Genomic DNA, 19,554 nt, shown 5'->3' with positions numbered 1-19,554 from the left:
TCGTGGCCTCACAGGTTCATCAAAAAATACAGCAGGAAGATATTCGCTATCAGGATCGGCAGCGCGCTCGGTATCTGGGCGCGGATCACCGCGTTCTTGTCGGGCAGGTCGAGCAGCGCCGCCGGCACGATATTGAAGTTGGCCGCCATCGGCGTCATCAGGGTGCCGCAATAGGCGCTGAACATGCCGATCGCCGCCATCACGGCCGGATTGGCGCCATACACGCCGATCAGCACCGGAATGCCGACGCCGCCCGCCATCACCGGGAAGGCGGCGAAGCCGTTGCCCATCACGATGGTGAACAGCGCCATGCCGATACAGTACACCGCCACCGCGACGAATGCCGAATCCATGCCGATATAGGTGGTCGTCAGGTGCGCCACCGCCTTGCCGACGCCGGCTTCCGAGAACAGCAGCCCCAGCACCGCCAGGATGTGCGGCAGCACCACCGCCCAGCTCATGGCGTCGACCAGGCGCCGCGCCTCGCGCACGCCCTGCAGCGGCGTCGCGCGCGTCAGCCAGCAGGCGGCAGCCAGGGCCACGACCGCGCCGCAGCCCATGCTGACCAGGGTCAGGTGGGCCGGGTCGAGCATGGGCAGGCCGCCAATGTGAACGTCCTTGAGCACGGTGGCGCCGATCACGGTCACCAGCGGCAGCAGCAAGGCCGGGATGAAGATGCGGTTGCCGAGCCGCGCGGCGCTGGCGCGGCGCGCCTCCGGCTCCAGCGCCTTCGGCGCGCCGGCCTTGACGCCGCCAAAGCCGGCCAGCAGCGCCATGCCTATCATCAGGGCGCCGACCGCCGCCGGCGGCATGCGCTCGCCGGCCAGGTACAGCAGGGCATACAGGCCCCAGAACAACGCGGTGGTATGGCGGCGCGGATTGCTGCGGTCCACCAGGTTCATGATGGCGACACTGGCGAGCAGGAGGCCGACCAGGATGTAGAAATGGTCGATGGTGAGGGTCATGCCGCCTCCTTCGCCGCCGACACGTCACGCCCGACCTCGCGCCTGATCTCGGCATCGAGCCGGCGCAGGTTCCAGGCATGGATCACGAAGGCGGTGATCGCGGTCGGGATGCCCCACAGCGCGATGTGCAGCGGATTGACCTCGATGCCCTCGGCCTGCAGGATCGTGTGCATCAGGACGATGGCGCCGAAGGCGACGAAGATGTCTTCGCCGAAGAACAGGCCGATATTGTCGGTGGCGGCCGACATGGCGCGGATGCGATGGCGCACGCGTGCGGGCAGGCTGCCGTGCTGCGCTTCCGCAGCCGCCTCGGCCATCGGCGCGACCAGTGGCCGCACCATCGTCGGATGGCCGCCCAGGCTGGTCAGCCCCATCGCGGCGGTGCTCTCGCGCGCGAACAGGTAGACGATCAACAGGCGGCCGGCGGTGGCAGAGCGCACCTTCGCGATCACCGATTGCGCCTGTTCGCGCAGGCCGAAGCGCTCCAGCAGACCGATCGCGGCCAGCGGCAGCAACAGGATCAACGGCAGGTTGCGCGTCTTGACGAAGGCGGCGCCGAGCGACTCGAGCAGGGCCATGACGGGCATGGCGGCCGCGACGCCCGTCACGCCGCAGGCGGCGACGGCGACCAGCACCGGATTGGCGCGCAGCAAAAAGCCGGCGACGACGACGACCACGCCGAGCAGTGGCCACAGATTGACAGCAGATTGCATGGATTCCCCGGCAATGTTCGACAAGCCGAGGATGTTACCCGATCTTGTGTGTTAATTCGGCAAGAACTCAGGCGGCGATTCAGGCAGGCCGTACGGGATTGCCCGCCAGGTCACCGACCACCGTATTCCACTGGCGCACGTGGAAGGCGCGCACCAGGCCATGGGTGACGTAGGGGTCGCGCGCCGCGAACAGCTGGACCGGTTCGGCCGTCTCGCAATCGAAGACCAGCACCGCATGATCGGCCGGCTCGGCCAGCGCGCCGGCCAGCACCAGTTCGCCGCGTTCCTGCGCTTCCCAGGCCAGCTTCAGGTGTTCGTCGCGGAATTCGCCGCGGCGTTCGAGGTAGTCGGGGGCGAGGTCATAGGTGAGCAGGTAATGCACGGCGTCTCCAGGATGGCTTGGATGAATGTGAACGTACATCGTACCCGCAATCGCCCGACGGCGGCACCAGCACGACGGCAGCGCTCGATGTTGGTTTAAAACAACTTCTTGACCCGTTTCGCATGGCCCGCCCGACAGTGAGAGGCATCACACAAAACAAAACTCAGCGGCTGGCGTAGACTGTCAGTCATGGATATGTCGAAGAAAATGGCGGCGGGGATCACGGGCTTTGCCAGCATGCTGTGGCTGGGGCTGACGGCGGCCGTCGCCGCCAACCAGCGCCGCCTGGTCTTCAATCCGACGCTCGAGCGCGAGGTGAAAAGCCCGCGCAGCAGCGGCCACCGCACCCGTCCCGTGGTCTTGCGCGCCAACGACGGCACCCGCCTCTCGGGTTGGCTGATGACCCCGACCATTCCCGGTCCGCGCCCGGCGGTGCTGTATTTCGGCGGCCGTTCCGAAGAAGTGTCCTGGGTCGTGCGCGATGCGGGCAAGCTGTTTCCCAACATGACCGTGCTGGCGATGAACTACCGCGGCTATGGCGAATCGCAGGGCGTGCCGGCCGAGATCCACATGATCGAAGACGGCTGCCTGCTGTACGACTGGCTCGCCACGCGCGGCCAGGTCGATCCGCACCGCATCGCCGTGGTCGGCCGCAGCCTGGGTTCGGGCGTCGCGGTGCAGGTCGCCAAGGAGCGGCCCGCCCATTCCGTGGTCCTGATCACGCCCTACGATTCGATCCTGGCGATCGCCAAGCGACGCTTCCGCGTGATGCCGATCGAGTACATGCTGCAGCACCGCTTCGAGTCGATCAAGTACGCGCCCTCGCTCAAGGCGCCGACCTATGTGCTGCGCGCGGCCAGCGACGACGTGGTGCCGCACACGCATACCGACCTGCTGGTGGCCAAGCTGGGCCAGCTGGTGGCGGACGACATCGTGCCCGACTCCGACCACATGAACATCCCCTACCTGGCATCGACCCAGGACATGATCGCGGGCTTTCTCACGCGCCAGTTCAGCCAGCCGGTGACGCCGGCCGCCGCGGCGGCCGTTGCCGACGCGGTCGCCACCGCCGAACCACCCGCCGAGGCGGTGCCGACGCCCGCCGATTTCGTCCTCGCGACAAAATAATTGCTGAAAGTTGTCAGCAGTTATATTTCCAACGAATAAATTGGCAAGTAAAATCGTATTTGTCATCAACTTGCAGGTTGATGCATATTTGACAGCTTGCGCTGAAATGGCGTGAGTTTGCTCATGATTTGCTCACTTCAGCCAGATCGACCCTCCCAGCCTGTTGTGGCCGTGCTACACGCATGCCCTTCTGCTGAGAAAATAGTCGCCAGATACAAACCGTAACTTCCTGCGGATCGCCGGACTGACACAATCGCACAGCGCGAAGTGCCGTCCCCGCCATGTCGCTCGAGGTCGCAATTGCGCAGCCCTTACCATCGGCCACCATGCCGCGGGTACAATATCGCTATTCCAGGAGCCCATTGATGAAATTTAAGCAACTCAGCATGACCATCGCGGCGCTGTGCGTCGCAGGCAGTGCATTGGCCGCGCCGGCAGCAGGTCCGATCGCGCAGCCGAAGCTCGGCATGGTCTACGATGCGGGCGGCAAATTCGACAAATCGTTCAACCAGTCGGCCTTCGAAGGCCTGCAGCGCTTCACCAAAGAGACCGGCGTCAAGGTGTTCGAAGTCCAGGCCAATAGCGATACCCAGGCCGAGCAGGTCATGCGCGGCCTGGCGCGCAAGAAGGTCGACATGATCGCCGCCATCGGTTTCTCGCAAACCCAGGCCGTGCAGAAGGTCGCCCGTGAATTCCCGAACGTGCGCTTCGTGCTGATCGACAGCGTCGCGCAAGGCCCGAACATCGAATCGGTGATGTTCAAGGAACAGGAAGGCTCCTACCTGGTCGGCGTGGCCGCCGCCATGGCCTCCAAGTCCAAGAAGCTCGGCTTCGTGGGCGGCATGGACATCCCGCTGATCCGCGCCTTCGCCTGCGGCTACGGCCAGGGCGCCAAGGCCCAGGCGCCGAAGATCGAGATCGTCCAGAACATGGTCGGCACCACCGCCGCCGCCTGGAACGACCCGGCCAAGGGCGGCGAGCTGGCGCGCGCGCAGTTCGCGCGCGGCGTCGACGTCGTGTTCGCGGTGGCCGGCGGCAGCGGCATGGGCACGCTGCAGGCCGCCAAGGAACGCGGCAAGCTGGCGATCGGCGTCGACTCGAACCAGAACTACATGCATCCGGGCACCATGCTGACCTCGATGGTCAAGCGCGTCGACGTGGCCGTGTACGACTCCTTCATGGCCGTCAAGAACGGCAGCTGGAAGGCTGGCGTGCACTACAAGGGCCTGAAGGAAGGCGGCGTGGACTGGGTGCTGGACAAGGACAACCGCAAGGTGGTCACGCCCGAGATCGAAAAGCGCGTCAACGCCGTGCGCCAGGACATCATCAACGGCAAGATCAAGGTCATCGATTACCGCGCAGGCAGCAGCTGCCCGGTCTGATCTTTTCATTCCCATTCAAAGCGCGCCGCGCCGGCTTCAACCGGCCCGGCGCGCTTTTGAATGATAAGCACACTCATATTTACGACAGATCGCAATGCAGCCAGCCGTAGAATTTCGCAACATCAGCAAGGCCTTCGGGCCTGTGCAGGCGAACGCCGACGTCAGCTTCTCGATCGCCAAGGGCTCGATCCATGGCGTGATCGGCGAAAATGGCGCCGGCAAATCCACCCTGATGAGCATCCTGTACGGCTACTACCATGCCGACAGCGGGCAGCTCGTCATCAACGGCGCCGAGCAGAAGATCCGCTCCAGCCAGGAGGCGATCGACCTGGGCATCGGCATGGTCCACCAGCACTTCATGCTGGTCGAGAACATGACCGTGCTCGATAACGTGATGCTCGGCGCCGAGGGCGGCTTCAAGCTGGCGAAGAAGCGTACCGAGCTTGAGGCCAAGCTGCGCGAGATCTGCGCCCGCTACCACCTCGACGTCGATCCGCTGGCGGTCATCTCGACCCTGTCGGTCGGCGCCCAGCAGCGGGTCGAGATCCTCAAGCAGATCTACCGCAGCGCCGAGATCCTGATCCTGGACGAGCCGACCGCGGTGCTTACCACGCAAGAGATCGCCTCGCTGTTCGACATCCTGCGACTGTTCAAGGAACAGGGCAAGACCATCATCCTGATCACCCACAAGCTGGGCGAGATCATGGAGATCACCGACCAGGTGACGGTGATGCGCGCTGGCCGCGTGGCCGGCGCCGTCGCCACCCGCGACACCTCGAAGGAGCAGCTCGCGAACATGATGGTGGGCCGCCCGATCGAGGGCAACCTGCCGCGCAAACCGCACGCCCCCGGCGCGCCGGTGCTGCAGGTGGAGAACCTGCAACTGAAGGACGCCAACGGCGTCCAGCTGCTGGCCGACATTGCCCTCAACGTGCGCGCCGGCGAGATCGTCGCCATCGCGGGCGTCTCGGGCAATGGCCAGAGCGAGCTGATGGAAATCCTGGCGGGCATGCGCCTGCCGACTTCCGGCAAGGTGACGATGGAAGGCGCGCCGCTGCCCTTCGCCGGCCGCGCCAACGCCGACGGCCTGCCCGCCCTATTTCGTGACCTCGGCATCGGCCACGTGCCGGAAGACCGCCTGCGCGACGGCGTGATCAAGGATTTCTCGGTCATGCAGAACACCGTGTTCGGCTACCAGGACCGCGTCACGAAGCGCGGCCTGTTCGACTTCGACGCCATCGCCAAACGCTGCGCCGGCTTGCTCGAGCAATTCGACGTGCGCCCGAAAGACCCCAATGTGCGCATCGGCCTGCTCTCGGGCGGCAACCAGCAGAAGGTCGTGATCGCGCGCGAAGTGTCGGCCGCGCCGAAGCTGATGCTGGTCGGCCAGCCGACCCGCGGCGTCGACATCGGCACCATCGAGAGCATCCACACCCAGCTGCTGCGCCTGCGCGACGAAGGCGTGGCCATCCTGCTGGTGTCGACCGAGCTGGAAGAAGTGCGCGCACTCAGCGACCGCATCGTCGTGATGTCGGGCGGCCGCGTCACCGGCGAACTCCATATTGACGAATTCGACACCACCCGCATCGGCCTCCTGATGGGCGGGATGCACAAATCATGAAAACGACTGAACTCCCACGCTGGGCCTCGGGCTTCGTCCTGCCGGTCCTGAACCTGCTGTCCGCGCTGCTGGTCGCCGCGCTGGTCATCCACCTGCTGGGCGAAAGCCCGGTCGAATCGCTGCAGATCCTCGTCAACAGCGCCGTCATCAATCCGGAAGGCCTGAGCTATACGCTGTTCTACGCCTCCACGTTCGTGTTCACCGGCCTGGCCGTGTCGATCGCGATGAAGGCGGGCCTGTTCAACATCGGCGCCGAAGGCCAGATGTACCTGGGCGGCCTGGGCCTGACCCTGGCGATGCTGGCGTTCGACGCCTCGCTCTCCGCCTGGCTCCTGATCCCGCTGGCGATCGTCGCCAGCGCCCTGTTCGGCGCGGCCTGGGCCTTCCTGCCCGGCTACCTGCAGGCCAGGCGCGGCAGCCACGTGGTGGTCACGACCATCATGTTCAACTTCATCGCCGCCGGCCTGATGAATTTCATCATCGTCAAGTACATGATCCCCGAGGGCGACCAGAACCCGGCCAGCCGCGTGTTCTCGGACGCCGCGGCGATCCCGCAGCTGTCGACCTGGCTGCCGTTCTTCGGCGAGAACACGCCGCTCAACCTGGCCTTCATCCTGGCCCTGGTCGCGCTGGTGGTCTATTGGGTGGCGGTGTCGCGTTCGAGCTGGGGCTACAAGCTGCAGGCGACCGGCCTGAACGCCCACGCCGCCCATTACGCCGGCGTGCGCATCAGCCGCACCATCATCGTCGCGATGCTGATCTCGGGCGCCCTGGCCGGCCTGGCGGCGGTGAACTCGATCCTCGGCTCGACCCACTACCTGAGCCTGAACTTCCCGGCCGGCGCCGGCTTCATCGGCATCGCGATCGCGCTGATGGGCCGCCAGCATCCGGTCGGCATCCTGCTGTCGTCGGTGCTGTTCGGCGCGCTGATCCAGGGCGGCTTCGACCTGTCGCTGGAAAAGCCGAACATCCCGCAAGAGACCTTCATTTTCATCCAGGGCCTGATCATCCTGTTCTGCGGCGCCATGGAAAACATGTATGGACCGGCGCTGCTGAAACTGATCAACGCCACTCGTCGTAGCAAGGGATAAGCCATGGAAGACTTCCAGTTCGCCAGCATCGTCGTCTCCACCATCCGCAACGCGCCGGTGCTGATCTTCGCGGCCATGGCCGGCCTGTTCGCCGAACGCAGCGGCGTGGTCGACATCGGCCTCGAGGGCAAGATCCTGGCCTCGGCCTTCGTCTCGGCCGGCGTCGCCTACACCTACCAGGACCCGTGGATCGGCATCGCCGCCGGCATCCTCGCATCAGTCGCACTGGCCCTGGTGCAGGCCTTCGTCTCGATCACCCAGAAGGGCAACCAGCTGGTGGCGGGCATCGCCATCAATATCGCGATGAGCGGCCTGACTTTTGTCGTGGCCCAGTACTTCTTCCAGCAGGGCGGCCGTACGCCGGACCTGGGCGAGGCGCGCCTGTCGACCGTGGTGCTGCCGGGTTCCGACCTGGTGGCCGACATCCCCGGCCTGGGCTGGGTCTGGACGCGCCTGATCGGCGGCCACTCGCCGCTGGTGTACTTCGCCTTCGCCCTGCTGCCGATCGTGCACTGGGTGCTGTTCCACAGCCGCTTCGGCCTGCGCCTGCGCGCCTGCGGAGAGAATCCGCACGCGGCCGACGCCGCCGGCATCTCGGTCCAGCGCACCCGCTACACGGCGATGATCATCGCCGGCGTGCTGTGCTCGTTCTCGGGCGCCTACCTGTCGATCGTCCAGAGCGGCTTCTTCCTGCGCGACATGTCGGCCGGCGCCGGCTACCTGGCGCTGACCGCCCTGGTGTTCGGCAACTGGCGTCCGCTGCACACGGTGCTCGGCTGCATGATGTTCGGCTTCTTCGCCGCGGTGCAGATCCAGATCGAAGGCGTCGACCTGCCGGTCGTGGGCCGCATCCCGGGCTCGCTGATTCAGATGATCCCGTACATCGTCACCGTGGTCGTGCTGGCTGGCCTGATGGCCAAGTCGGTGGCGCCGAAAGCGCTGGGCAAACCCTTCGTCAAGTCGCGCTGAGCAATACCTTCGCCTGCCCGCGTTCGCGGGCAGGCGTTTTCTCCTTCCCTGCCCCGCCTCGCAGCGCGAAATCAGCTATCACTTGTTGTGATGACAAGTGAACGTGACTGCATTGCCACACATATCAAGAAATTTGGCATACAAAATGCAATCTTGTTCGGAAATTGCTGTCCAGTCTGAGAAAATACCGACTTTCCGTATGGCAACGAACAGACCATGGTCGTTGACATGCAAATTTTCTCTATAGGAAACTTATGGCAATCGAGAACATCAAGCTGCGCAGCCTCCTGTTCGGCGGCTTCGCTACCCTGCTTGCGGCAATGCTGATCCTGGTCGGCATCGGCCTGATCCAGACCAAGAAGGCGGAAGACTTGACCGACAGGCTGACCACCGAAAGCATGGAGCGTCTGGCCATGCTGCAGGAATGGCAGGCCATCATCGAAACCAATGCGGCGCGCACGATCGCCGCCATCAAGATGGCTGACGCCGCCGACGAGAAATACTTCCTCGACGATATCGCCTCCTCGTCCAAGCGTTCGGACGTGCTGCACAAGGGCCTGATCGAAAGCCTGAAGGACGACGCCGCGGCGATGGCCCTGTTCGACAAGGTCGACGAGCAGCGCGAAGGCTACCGCGCCGCGCGCAAGAGCGTGCTGGAGAAAAAAGCGGCCGGCGACGACGAAGCGGTGCGCGAATTCCTGGCCAAGGACATGCTGCCGCGTGTGAAGTCGTACATCGAGAGCCTGCGCGCGATCGTCGAGTACCAGAAGAAGGTGGTCGAAGCCGATGCGCAGTCGATCGATGACGGCTTCAAGACCAGCCTGAACCTGCAGCTGACCCTGGCCGCGATCGCCCTGGTGGCCGGCGCCGCCTTCGCCTGGTGGATCGGCCGCCGCATCACCGCGCCGTTGGAAGAAGCCGTGGCCGTGGCCCAGACCGTCGCAACCGGTGACTTGAGCAGCCGCATCGTCGCCCAGGGCAGCAACGAAACCGGCGTGCTGATGGGCGCCCTGAAGGACATGAACGACAACCTGGTGGGCATCGTCGGCCAGGTGCGCAGCGGCACCGAGACCATCGTCGAAGCGGCCGACCAGATTTCGGCCGGCAACCTCGAACTGTCGTCGCGCACCGAGCAGCAGGCCGGCGCGCTGGAAGAGACCGCGTCGTCGATGGAAGAACTGACCTCGACCGTGAAGCAGAACGCCGACAATGCGCGCGAAGCCAATGCGCTGGCGCAGACCGCCTCGCAAGTGGCGGGCCGCGGCGGCGAGACCGTCGGCCGCGTGGTGCAGACCATGGACGCGATCAACGATTCGTCGAAGAAGATCGTCGACATCATCTCGGTCATCGACGGCATCGCCTTCCAGACCAATATCCTGGCGCTGAATGCGGCCGTGGAAGCGGCGCGCGCCGGCGAACAGGGCCGCGGCTTCGCGGTCGTGGCGAGCGAGGTGCGCAACCTGGCCCAGCGTTCGGCGGCGGCGGCCAAGGAAATCAAGACCCTGATCGGCGACTCGAGCGCCAAGGTCGAGGAAGGCAGCCGCCTGGTGTCGGATGCCGGCGCGACCATGCAGGAAATCGTGGACAGCATCGGCCGCGTCACCGCGATCATGTCGGGCATCGCCATGGCCAGCCAGGAGCAGTCGGCCGGCATCGAGCAGGTGAACCAGGCGATCGCCCAGATGGACCAGGTGACGCAGCAGAACGCGGCGCTGGTGGAAGAAGCGGCGGCTGCCTCGACCTCGATGCGCGAACAGGCGCAATTGCTGGCGCAGCTGGTGTCGACCTTCCGCTTCGAGCCCGAAGCGGCTGCCGGCCGTCCTGCGCTCAAGAACGCCGGCCGTCCGGCCCTGGCGATGCGCCAGGCGGCCTGACGCCGACGATTCGTGTCTTCGTTTGACGCCGGGCTGGTCCCGGCGTTTTTTTATCGCGTGACCGGATCGACCGGCTCATAGCCGGCCGCGCGGCGGCTCGAGCGCGCCAGGGTCCAGGCAAAGCCGATGCCGGCCGAGGTGCCGGTGTTCTTGAGGTGCAGCGGGCTGTCGCGGTTGGCGCTGCCCGCATACGATTCGAAGCGCACGAAGCCGAACAGGCGCACATCCGGATTCAATTGGCGCGTGGCGAACAGGCCGACGCGGGTCAGCATCAGGCCGGCGTCGGCGCCATAAGCGGCGCGCGACGCGTTCGCATACTGCGGCTGCACCTCGTAGAAATAGCGGTTGATGCGCTTGTCGCCGAACACGACCGAGACATTCCCCTCGACGCTCCACAGCCCGCGTTCGCCACGCGTCTCATACGCCAGCTTGGGCTCGAAGGTCCAGCCCTGGCGCCGCAGCCCTCCCCTTGCCTCGATCACGGCGCGCAGCGGCAGCTCCGCGCGCAGGCGGCTGCGCTCGTCGAAATCGGCCACCCGGATCTTCAGGCGTGGACCGAATTCGAACAGTGCTCCCAGGTCGGGCATGCCGGCGCGGATCTCGACGTCGTCGGAATCGGATGGCAAGGCGCCGGCCAGGCCGACGTCGAACTCGAGCCGGTCGGAACGGAACAGGCGCGCACCGATGCCCGACTGGTCGGCGCGCAGCACTTCGCCGCGGTACAGCAGGTAGGGCACGGGCAGGACGCGGTTGTTGCGATCGTCGGCGCCGGGATAGGCCGGCGCCGTGAGGCCGAAGGCCCCCACGCCGAATTCCCAGAGCGGCAAACCGGCCGAGGCGGGCGCCAGTTCGGGCGACTGCGCGCTGGCGTGGAGGGAGGGAATCAGGCATGCGGCCGCGATAGCGGCCTTGAGGGTGGGATGCATGTGGCCTCGGAATCTGGTCGGGATGACGCGATTCTAGCCGAGGCCACGAAAAAAATGCGCCATACGCGACCGGGGATCGGCGCGGCGCAAAATTACGGCCAGATCGCCTGCAGCATCGCCGCCAGGTTGTAGCCGCCCTTGATCAGCTGGGTCTTGGCGATCTCCGAACTCGGCACCGGGTAGTTCTGCGGCACTTCGAGCGCGAAGGTGTAATAGGTCTCGCCCTTCTTGCTGGTCTGCGGGGTCAGCTTTCCAGGTGTCACGTCCTTGTAGGCCAGCTTGGCCGACACCAGGCCGTCCTCGACCCACTGCACCGGCCAGGTCGAGACATCGCCCTGCGCCCGCTTGATCTGTGGCCGGCTGGCGACCGCGACGTCGGCGAACTGCTCCGGCGTGCGGGTCTTGATGCGGCGGAAGGCGTAATCGACCGTGGTGCTGTCCCAGTAGGAGTGGAACGGCTTGGTCAGCGCCGCCGGCACGCCTTCCTTGACGACGATTGGCTCGCCGGCCGGGATCACGCCGGCCGACAGGGCCGACAGGCGCTCGTTATCCAGCAGCAGGTTGTTGCCGCCGCGCGAGTCGAAGACCAGGGTCTCGTCGATCTCGGCGCGGTCTTTCGGCACCACGAACTGGCCGTCCTTGGAAACGAAAGCCGAACCCACGTGCAGCGGCTGGTGGATGTCGCCGGCGAAGTGGGTCAGCAGGATCAGGGCCTGGCGCTTGGTGAACTTGTGCGGGTTCAGGGCAGGGTCGGTATTGCCTTGCAGGACGGCGATGCACTGCTCCAGCGTCTGCACGATGTCGACCTCGCTCGTGCCCACGCCGTGTTCATGGTAGTGGTCCAGCTGGAACGGCACATTGGTGTAGTGGTATTCGCTGTGGCGCGGATTGGCGGCCACGTACTCGATCATCTCGGGCGTTTGCGGGCCGCAATAGGTGCCCTTGACGCAGTCGGCCCAGCTGGCCATCGACGCCAGCGATTCGCCCGGCTGCAAGAGCTGCGCGATTTCCTTTTGCGCGTTGCTGCCCTTGAGCAGGCGGTCGGCGATGGCGCCGATGGCGCGGTGGCCGTCGCGGCCCCAGGCGGCGGCGTCGGGCGCGGCCACCGATGCGAAGACGCCGGTCAGCGCCAGCGCGCATGCGAGTTTTTTCATGGTGATTCCTTGTTGATTCAGTTGACCTTGCGGATGCGCGGAGCCGCTGGCGCCATCGCGCCCTGCCCTTCGATCTTCTTCAGGTAAGCGATGAAGCCGTCCAGGTCGCGCATGCCGGTGTCGACGCGCGCCGTGCCCTTGCCGAACTCCGGATAACCGTCGCTGCCTTCGGCCAGGAAGTTGTTGGTGGCGATGCGGTAGGTGGCGTTGTCCTGCATCTCCTTGCCGTTCAGCCTGAGGCTGCCCGGGACCAGGCGGCTGCCCGCCGGACGCTTCGGGTCCCAGGCATAGCTGAAGCCCTCGGAAATCTGCAGCACCGACGAATTCGAATCGACGCCGTCGGCCCACTGGCGTTCCAGCAGGGCGCGGATCTGGGCGCCGGTCAGGTCCATCACGACCGTCGTGTTGCCGAATGGGAGCACCACCTGGACCTGGCCGAAGGCCACCGTACCGTCAGCGCCGGCCTCGAGGTCGCGGCGGATGCCGCCATTGTTCATGAAGGCCAGTTGCGCGCCCAGGTGACGGACCGAATCGAGGGCCGCATCGGCGATCATATTACCCAGCACCGATTCGCCTGCATCGTTGGTCCTGCGCAGCACGGGCGCCCCGACCACCCTGGCGATCGGGCGATTCAGGGCTTCCTTGCTGCGCTCCTTCACCTGCGCCACGAAGGCCGTCATCTTCGGGTCCGCCGGGTACTCGCCCGGCTTCATCACCACATTCTTCACGACCAGGTTGCTCACCGCGCCGGTCTTCGGCTCGACCTGCATCGACACGCGGGTGAGCAGGTGGCCGGCGGTGTCGGCCTGGGTCACGGTGCGGCCATCCACATTGCACAGATAGCCCTGGTGCGAGTGGCCGGTCAGCACCAGCTTAACCGACGGGTCGATCTTTTTCACCACGTCGACGATGTCGCCCTTGAGCTGCGAGCAGCCGGCCTGCAGCGGCGACTCCACCGTGCGGCCGCCCTGGTGCACCAGGGCCACGATGACTTGCGCGCCGGCGGCGCGCATGGCCGGCAGCGCGGCATTGATCGCCTCGGCCTCGTCGCCGAAGCGCAGGCCGGCGATGCCGGAAGCGACCACCATGTTCGGCGTGTCCTTCAGCACCACGCCGACCAGGCCGACCTTGATGCCCTTGACGTCTTCGATCCTGAAGCCCGGGATGACCGGCTTGCCGGTGGCCGAGTCGATCACGTTGGCGCCGAGGTAGGTGAACCTGGCGCCGCCGAAGTTCGGGGTGAGCTTGCAGGCGCGGGTCGGATGCGGCGAATCGCAGCCGCCGTTCTGCTGGCGCAGCAATTCCTTGCGGCCGCCGTCGAACTCATGGTTGCCGACCGCGCTGGCGCGCAGGTTCAGCATGTTCATCACTTCGATGGTCGGCTCGTCGGCCCACAGCGAAGACAGCGCCGGGCTGGCGCCGACGATGTCGCCGGTGGACACCAGCAGCAGGTCCTTGTCTTCCTTGCGCCAGGCCTGCAGGGCCGCGGCCACCGCTTCGGCGCCGCCGGCGCGCATGACTTCTTCCCTGCCGTCCGCATGCTTGAGGACGTAGCGGCTCGGCTCGAGGTTGCCGTGGAAGTCGTTCAGCGACACGAGGTTGAGGGTGACCGGCCCCTGGGGCGCGCTGACGCAGCCGGCCAGCAGCAGCGCCATGGTGAGGGTGGAAAGACTGGCGCATGCGCGGCGCGAAACGATCATGGGAACACCTTTAGTGGATGCGGACCGGCGCGAACGGCGGGTCCGGAAAAACGGAGTTCGAGCGAACTCGACAGCCAACATTATCCCACGCGGCTTGTGCGCAGGAAATCCTTACGGCGGCTGGGTTTCTCAATTTTTGAAAGAAAAACGGCCGGTGTTTCCACCGGCCGTTTCTTGACTAGCTCATGCTACGAATTCGACCTGCTTAGAATTCGTACTTGAGGGTTGCCTGGATCGCCCACTGCGACTCGCCCTTCGACTGCTTCAGGTCTTGACGCTCGACGTCGTTGCGCACGACGTAGATGTAACGACCCTGGCTGTCCAGACCGGCGTAGTCGACGAAGCTACGCGCCATGCCGCCCGACGACTGGAAGCTGATCTCTTCGGTACGGCCCCACTTCTTGTTCAGCAGGTTGCCGAAGTTCATGAAGTCCAGGGTGAAGGTCGCCTTGTTGCGCTTGAACAGGCCAGGGATTTCCTGGCTGATACGCACGTCGAAGGTGTTGACCCACTCAGCGGTGCTGTTGTTACGCTTCACGACGCCACCAGCCGAACCGTGCAGGCCCTTGTTGGCGTTGACGACGTCCCAGAAACGCTGCTCGTTCGAATGGTTGGTCGCGGTGTCGCCGTAGAACACGACTTCGCCGGAACCGAACGCGGTCGGGATGTACATCAGGTCGTTGCCCGACTCGCCGTCACCATTCAGGTCATTGTTGATGGTCCAGCTGTATGGACGACCTTCACGACCTTCGTAGAAGATGCCCAGGCGGGTGTTGTAGTTCGAGAAGAACTTCTTCTGGAAGTTGACCAGCGCATTGACGCGGTTCTTGATGGCGTAGCTCGACGCTGCAGCGACTTCTTCGTTCGGGTTGAACACCGAACGACCGCGCCAGTTCGAGTTGGCCACCGACGAGGTCAGCGGCGAGACTTCGGTTGCATCGGTGTAGGTGTAAGCCACCGACCAGCCGAAGCCCTTGGTCATTGGACGCGACAGCGACGCGGTCAGGACTTTTGCATCGCCCTTGTCGGTATCGCGCGCCACCAGCACGTTGCCGAAGCTGCGGTTGTTCAGCGAGCGAGTCTGTGCGCCGGCGCTGGTGATCACGTTGGCGGTGTTGTTCGACACGCCCCAGCTATTCTGGTTCAAGCCGGCCGCGTTCCAGTACAGCTCACGACCGTCGGTGCCGGTGCGGGTCGACGCGCCCAGGTTCAGGTGCTCGTAGTAGATGCCGTTCTTGTTCTTGGTGTACAGCGCTTCGGCGCCGAACACGATGCCGTACCAAGGCAGTTCGGTATCGAACGCCAGGTTGGCTTTCCAGATCGACGGCTGGCGGAAGTTCGGATCCAGGAAGTTCACGTCAGCAGCCGGAATCGCGCCGGAAATCGCCGGCTGGGCGTCCGGATCCAGGCTGGCCAGGCCGCCCGTGGTCGGGCAGCGGGTCGCGCCGGTGCCCGAGCAGCTGATGGTGGCGGTTGCCACGCCGGTGCCCGAGAACGGGTTCGACATCCAGACGGTCGCTGCCGCGCCCTGGAACAGGCCGACGCCGCCGCGCAGCTGGGTCGGACGCTCCGCCTTGTCGAAGCGGTAGTTGAAGCCCACGCGTGGCTGGACCAGGTCGGTGCCGTCGATGGTCTGGCGGTTGTCCAGACCGAAGCCGCCGCTCTGGCGGACGCCGGTGGCCGGGTTGCCGGCAACCATCGGTGCGGCGGCAGCGGCGTTGTACAGCGGGACGCCGCCGACATCGTTCCGGTCGTAACGCACGCCGTAGGTCAGGGTCAGCTGGTCGTTGACAGCCCAGGTGTCCTGCAGGAACAGGCCGGTGTTCTTGGTTTCGAACGTGGCGATCGCGTCGTTCAGCGATGCGCCCGGCAGCGCGCGCTGCTGGCTGAAGCTCAGCGGACGGCCGCGCTGGAAGTTCTCGAGCACGGCTTGCTGGATGCGCTCGGCCGAGGCGCCGGAGCAGGTCAGCGCGCCGAACGAGTAGAAGTTGGTATCGGCCGAATCCAGGCAGGCGAAGGTGTACGAGCCGTTAATGCCCTGCAGGAAGGCGTTATAGACTTCGTTCTTGGTCTGGTCGACGCCGAACTTCAGCTCATGGTCGCCCACGATCCAGTTGGCGCCCGCATACATGTCCTTGGTCTTGTTGCGCAGGACGTTGTTATGGCGGCTGAACTCGGTGCCGAAGTTCAGGAAACGGTTGGCGGTCGACAGGCCGGCCGGTGCGCCGGCTGGCAGCGCGCCCGAGAATTGCAGGCCGATCGATGGGGTGCGGGTCGCGTTGACCGGGACCGAATCATAGTCGCGGGTCGAGAACTTGAACTCGGTCGAGAAGGTCGGGGTCCAGTCCGAGAAGATCTGGCCGACGACGGTCTCGATCTCCTTGCCCTGGTTGTAGAAGCTCGACGACAGGCCGACGCCGGTGGCCGAGAAGCCCGGGTAGAACGGCTCGCCCTGGGTGGTCTTGGCGTAGCGCAGGTTGGCGCGGTGCTCGTCGGTGATGTTCCAGTCGAACTTCACCATGCGCTCTTTCGAGGTCAGCATCGAGCCGCTAGGAACGGTCGGGCTGCCGATGTCGACGCCGTAGACGCTCTGGGCGATGCGCTGGGCTTCGGAGATGGCTGCCGGGGTGATGGCGACGGTGGTGCCGGCGCCGCTGCCGATCGGTCCGAAGTCCGGGCTCGAACGCGAGCTTTCATAGTTTTCAGCCAGGGCGAAGATGAACAGCTTGTCCTGGATCAGGGGACCGGAAGCCCAGATACCCTTGGTGGTTTCCTTCGACTTCGGCGGCTCGCTGTAGACGTCGGTGATCGGGTTGTAACGGTCGCCCGACATGGTGTCGTTGCGGAACACGTAGTACACGCCACCCTTGTAGGTGTTGGTGCCCGACTTGGTCACGGCGTTGATGTTGGCGCCGGTGTAGCCCTTCTGGGTCACGTCGTAGTTGGCGACGTTGACCTGCACCGACTGGATCGCTTCGATCGAGATCGGCTGGCGTGCGGTCGGGCTGCCGTTCGCTTCCAGGCCGAAGGTGTCGTTGATCGCGACGCCGTCGATGGTCATCGAGTTGTAGCGCGAGTTCTGGCCGGCCACGGACAGTTCGCCGCGGTCCTTGTCGGTCTGCGACACGCGCGGGTCGGCACGTGCGTAATCTTGCAGGTTACGCTGGATCGATGCCTGGGTCTGCAGTTCGGTGTTGCTGATCGAGGTGCCCGAGCCCATGTTGTTGCTCGAGAAAATCTCCGAACGAACAGCCGAGCCGGCCACGGTCACGGTCTGGATGCCGACGGTCGCGTCGACGGTCGCGGTCTGCGCCAGCTCGACGTAGACGTCGTTGCGGGTCTGGGTGACGCCATCCTTGGTGATGGTAATGGTGTAAGGACCACCCACGCGCAGGCCGCGCGCGGTGTAGCGGCCTTCCGCGTCAGTGACGACATTGCTGACAGAACCCGACTCGACGTGCAGGATCTGCACTTGGGCGCCGGCGGCTGGTGCGCCCGCAGCGTTCGAGATACGGCCACCGATGGCGGACGTGGTGTTCTGTGCAAACGACGGCGACGCCGCCAGTGCAACCGACAAAGCCAGCGCCAATTTGGTGAGCCGGATCTGTTGTTGAGTGATCATTGATTACCCCAAAAAGAACTTCAATTTATTGTTGGACGCCCGGGCGGACGCCCTCCCCTACGATTTACTGCTTGAATTTTTTGCTTGGTGCGGCAGCGCTTCAGCCGGCAAGCGGCTGCGATTGTATCGTTACAATGTTTCAACAAAGTGACACGACGGAGTGATGAGATACAGCGGAATTCCGCCAATATGCATGAGCTTTGAACAAGCCGACAAATTCGTTTTGGCTTCGTTATTCAGAGCTTTTACGTATAAATCACCGCGTATGTGTTGTCTTTACGCGACATAATCGGAGTGCTGCCAGCCGGAATATGACAAGGCGGGATTATATGTGCGGCGTTCTCCAGCGGAATTTTTTTGATAAAAATTCAGTGGAAGTGCGTAGGGAACGAAGATTTTTGTAGCGAGAAGGCGACATAAGTTAATTTTATATTAACTTATTACCAAAGAGTCACCGGAGAATCATGACAAGGTAGTGGCCCGGCGGGCGCCGGGCCGTGGATGTCACACTTTATTTGGCACGGACGGCCGCGGCGTCCAGGGCAGCGATCTTTGCCTCGAATTCCGTGTAACGCTGATCCAGTTGTCGGGTCAGCCGTTGCTTTTCTGCCACGGGCAAGAAGGCATAGCGGATGCTGTTGTACGAGGCCTTCTTCACTTCCGCGTAGCTCGGCTTGAACTGGCTGGCGAACTGTACGTACTCATGCGACAGCGTGTGACGGGTCACGCCGGCATCGTCGGTCGAGATCACGTAAGGCACGCCATATTTACGGTACAGGTTGAGCGGATGGTTCGTGGTCGACACGCCGCTGATGAAGGCGTTCGAGGTCAGGTTGATCTCGACCGGGATGTCCTTCTCGCGCATGGTCTTCATGATGCCGGGGGCATTCGCCTCGTGCGCCAGGTCCAGGCCGTGGCCGATGCGGTCGGCGCCCGCCACCGCCAGCGCCTGGTCGATGTGGAACTTCAGGCCTTCCGGCGGCACGTCGCCCAGCGCCAGTTCGCCCGCATGCATCGCCACCTTCACGTCCGGGTAGACCGACTTCAGGAAGCGGAACATCTTCATGTGGAGAAGATAGTCGCGCATCGAGACGTGGGTGCTTTCCTGGCCCACGATGTTCAGGCCGACGACGCGCCCGCCCTTGGCTGCCGCCTTGAAGCTCGACACCATGGCCGAGAAGACCTGCGACGGGTTCAACAGGCGCAGCGTGTAGTTCTGGTAGCGCATGGTGAAACGCTCGTCGTCGATGCCTTCGGAGGCGGCATGGATCTGCTGGACGAAGTCGTCGATCGACTTGTTGAAGGCGGCGTCTTTATCCAGCGCAGCCAGTTTCGCGCGCAGCGCATCGTCGAGCGCCTTGTCGTCGTTCACCGTGGCCCAGGCCTGGCTGTCGAAATCCGGATTGGCGATGAAGGGCGACAGCAGGAACATCGTTTCGATGTAGCCGACGTTTTCCGCGATCGCGCGCTCCTTGATCTCCAGCAGGCCTTCGCGCAGGTTGTCGTTGGCCACCGGGCCGAAGTAGCCGAAGGTCTGGAAGAAGCGCTGGTCGGGCGCCGGCTGCAGGTTGGTGTGGTTGTAGAAATCCCTGTTCGACCAGCGCTTGGCCACTTCGCGCCAGGTGTCTTCGTCGGCGCGCACCTCGGCGCCCGAGCGGCAAGCACGCTGGGCTGCCGGCTTCGCGCGTTCGGCGGCGACGACTGCCTTGTCGGTCTCGATCCGATACGTCTGCGTGTTGATGCAGAAGCCCTGCTTGTCGACGAATTCGGTATAGGTCTCGGCATACACCGAACCCGAATAATGGTGGTGCAGGTCGCCGCCCTTCGGCATCTGCGTGAAGAACATCGTCAGCTCGGACAGCTTCGGCTGCTCGCCCGCGATCAGGCCCGCGTAGTGGCGGGCGGTGGCCGCTTCATTGGCGTTGGCGGCAGGCTCCTTGGCCCAGGCCGGAGCGCCGGCCACGGCCAGCGCCAGCAGCGCGCTGCCGGAGAGTAGCTTGTGCATAGTGTGCTTTCTGGATGAGATG

Annotated in this window: 14 protein-coding genes and 1 pseudogene; 6 read left to right on the top strand and 9 right to left on the bottom strand. The window is 64.5% G+C overall.

All coding sequences use genetic code 11. The annotated features are described in order from the left end of the window. Nucleotides 1–8: 8 nt before the first annotated feature. The 3 genes from HMPREF9710_RS17000 to HMPREF9710_RS16990 all read right to left on the bottom strand — a co-directional run bounded on the left by HMPREF9710_RS17000 (nucleotide 9) and on the right by HMPREF9710_RS16990 (nucleotide 2,060). On the bottom strand, nucleotides 9–965 hold the full coding sequence (locus HMPREF9710_RS17000; RefSeq protein WP_005668346.1) for a DUF979 domain-containing protein: 957 nt from the start codon (nucleotides 963–965) through the stop codon (nucleotides 9–11). Then, entirely contained in the window at nucleotides 962–1,678 is a 717-nt protein-coding gene (locus tag HMPREF9710_RS16995; protein ID WP_005668345.1) for a DUF969 domain-containing protein, read from the bottom strand. The genes HMPREF9710_RS17000 and HMPREF9710_RS16995 overlap by 4 nt, the downstream gene beginning before the upstream one ends. A gap of 79 nt (nucleotides 1,679–1,757) precedes the next feature. Beyond that, nucleotides 1,758–2,060: a YciI-like protein gene (locus tag HMPREF9710_RS16990; RefSeq protein ID WP_005668343.1), complete on the bottom strand. Its 303-nt coding sequence runs from the start codon at nucleotides 2,058–2,060 to the stop codon at nucleotides 1,758–1,760. 189 nt (nucleotides 2,061–2,249) lie between these two features. Here HMPREF9710_RS16990 and HMPREF9710_RS16985 point away from each other — a divergent pair, with 189 nt between their 5' ends. The 6 genes from HMPREF9710_RS16985 (at nucleotide 2,250) to HMPREF9710_RS28845 (ending at nucleotide 10,125) form a co-directional block, all read left to right on the top strand. Next, nucleotides 2,250–3,188 (top strand): alpha/beta hydrolase, encoded by a 939-nt coding sequence (locus HMPREF9710_RS16985; protein ID WP_005668341.1) that lies wholly within the window; start codon nucleotides 2,250–2,252, stop codon nucleotides 3,186–3,188. Nucleotides 3,189–3,553: 365 nt separating this feature from the next. Next, nucleotides 3,554–4,570, top strand: a complete 1,017-nt coding sequence (locus HMPREF9710_RS16980) for a BMP family lipoprotein (RefSeq protein WP_005668339.1) — start codon at nucleotides 3,554–3,556, stop codon at nucleotides 4,568–4,570. 94 nt (nucleotides 4,571–4,664) lie between these two features. After that, entirely contained in the window at nucleotides 4,665–6,191 is a 1,527-nt protein-coding gene (locus HMPREF9710_RS16975) for an ABC transporter ATP-binding protein (RefSeq protein WP_005668337.1), read from the top strand. Further along, the gene (locus HMPREF9710_RS16970; RefSeq protein ID WP_005668335.1) at nucleotides 6,188–7,282 is read left to right on the top strand and encodes an ABC transporter permease; all 1,095 of its coding nucleotides are present in this window, start codon (nucleotides 6,188–6,190) and stop codon (nucleotides 7,280–7,282) included. Before HMPREF9710_RS16975 ends, HMPREF9710_RS16970 begins: the two co-directional genes overlap by 4 nt. A 3-nt stretch (nucleotides 7,283–7,285) precedes the next feature. Further along, on the top strand, nucleotides 7,286–8,251 hold the full coding sequence (locus HMPREF9710_RS16965; protein ID WP_005668334.1) for an ABC transporter permease: 966 nt from the start codon (nucleotides 7,286–7,288) through the stop codon (nucleotides 8,249–8,251). Between the two features lie 254 nt (nucleotides 8,252–8,505). Next, on the top strand, nucleotides 8,506–10,125 hold the full coding sequence (locus tag HMPREF9710_RS28845; protein ID WP_005668332.1) for a methyl-accepting chemotaxis protein: 1,620 nt from the start codon (nucleotides 8,506–8,508) through the stop codon (nucleotides 10,123–10,125). A gap of 50 nt (nucleotides 10,126–10,175) precedes the next feature. Here HMPREF9710_RS28845 and HMPREF9710_RS16955 read toward each other — a convergent pair whose 3' ends face one another. The 6 genes and pseudogenes from HMPREF9710_RS16955 to HMPREF9710_RS16935 form a co-directional block, all read right to left on the bottom strand. After that, the gene (locus tag HMPREF9710_RS16955; protein ID WP_005668331.1) at nucleotides 10,176–11,051 is read right to left on the bottom strand and encodes a MipA/OmpV family protein; all 876 of its coding nucleotides are present in this window, start codon (nucleotides 11,049–11,051) and stop codon (nucleotides 10,176–10,178) included. 92 nt (nucleotides 11,052–11,143) lie between these two features. Next, nucleotides 11,144–12,205: a S1/P1 nuclease gene (locus HMPREF9710_RS16950; protein WP_005668328.1), complete on the bottom strand. Its 1,062-nt coding sequence runs from the start codon at nucleotides 12,203–12,205 to the stop codon at nucleotides 11,144–11,146. Nucleotides 12,206–12,222: 17 nt separating this feature from the next. Then, complete coding sequence (locus tag HMPREF9710_RS29035) at nucleotides 12,223–12,885, bottom strand: bifunctional metallophosphatase/5'-nucleotidase (protein ID WP_503826225.1); 663 nt, start codon at nucleotides 12,883–12,885, stop codon at nucleotides 12,223–12,225. Between the two features lie 177 nt (nucleotides 12,886–13,062). After that, nucleotides 13,063–13,860, bottom strand: a pseudogene (locus tag HMPREF9710_RS29030) (metallophosphoesterase); the annotation flags it as partial. Between the two features lie 250 nt (nucleotides 13,861–14,110). After that, nucleotides 14,111–17,527: a TonB-dependent receptor gene (locus tag HMPREF9710_RS16940; RefSeq protein ID WP_005668326.1), complete on the bottom strand. Its 3,417-nt coding sequence runs from the start codon at nucleotides 17,525–17,527 to the stop codon at nucleotides 14,111–14,113. 511 nt (nucleotides 17,528–18,038) lie between these two features. Next, complete coding sequence (locus HMPREF9710_RS16935) at nucleotides 18,039–19,532, bottom strand: adenosine deaminase family protein (protein WP_005668324.1); 1,494 nt, start codon at nucleotides 19,530–19,532, stop codon at nucleotides 18,039–18,041. Between the last annotated feature and the right edge of the window lie 22 nt (nucleotides 19,533–19,554).

It is taken from the genome of Massilia timonae CCUG 45783 (assembly GCF_000315425.1).
GTDB lineage: Bacteria > Pseudomonadota > Gammaproteobacteria > Burkholderiales > Burkholderiaceae_D > Telluria > Telluria timonae.
This window is presented reverse-complemented; position numbering and strand designations above follow the sequence as displayed.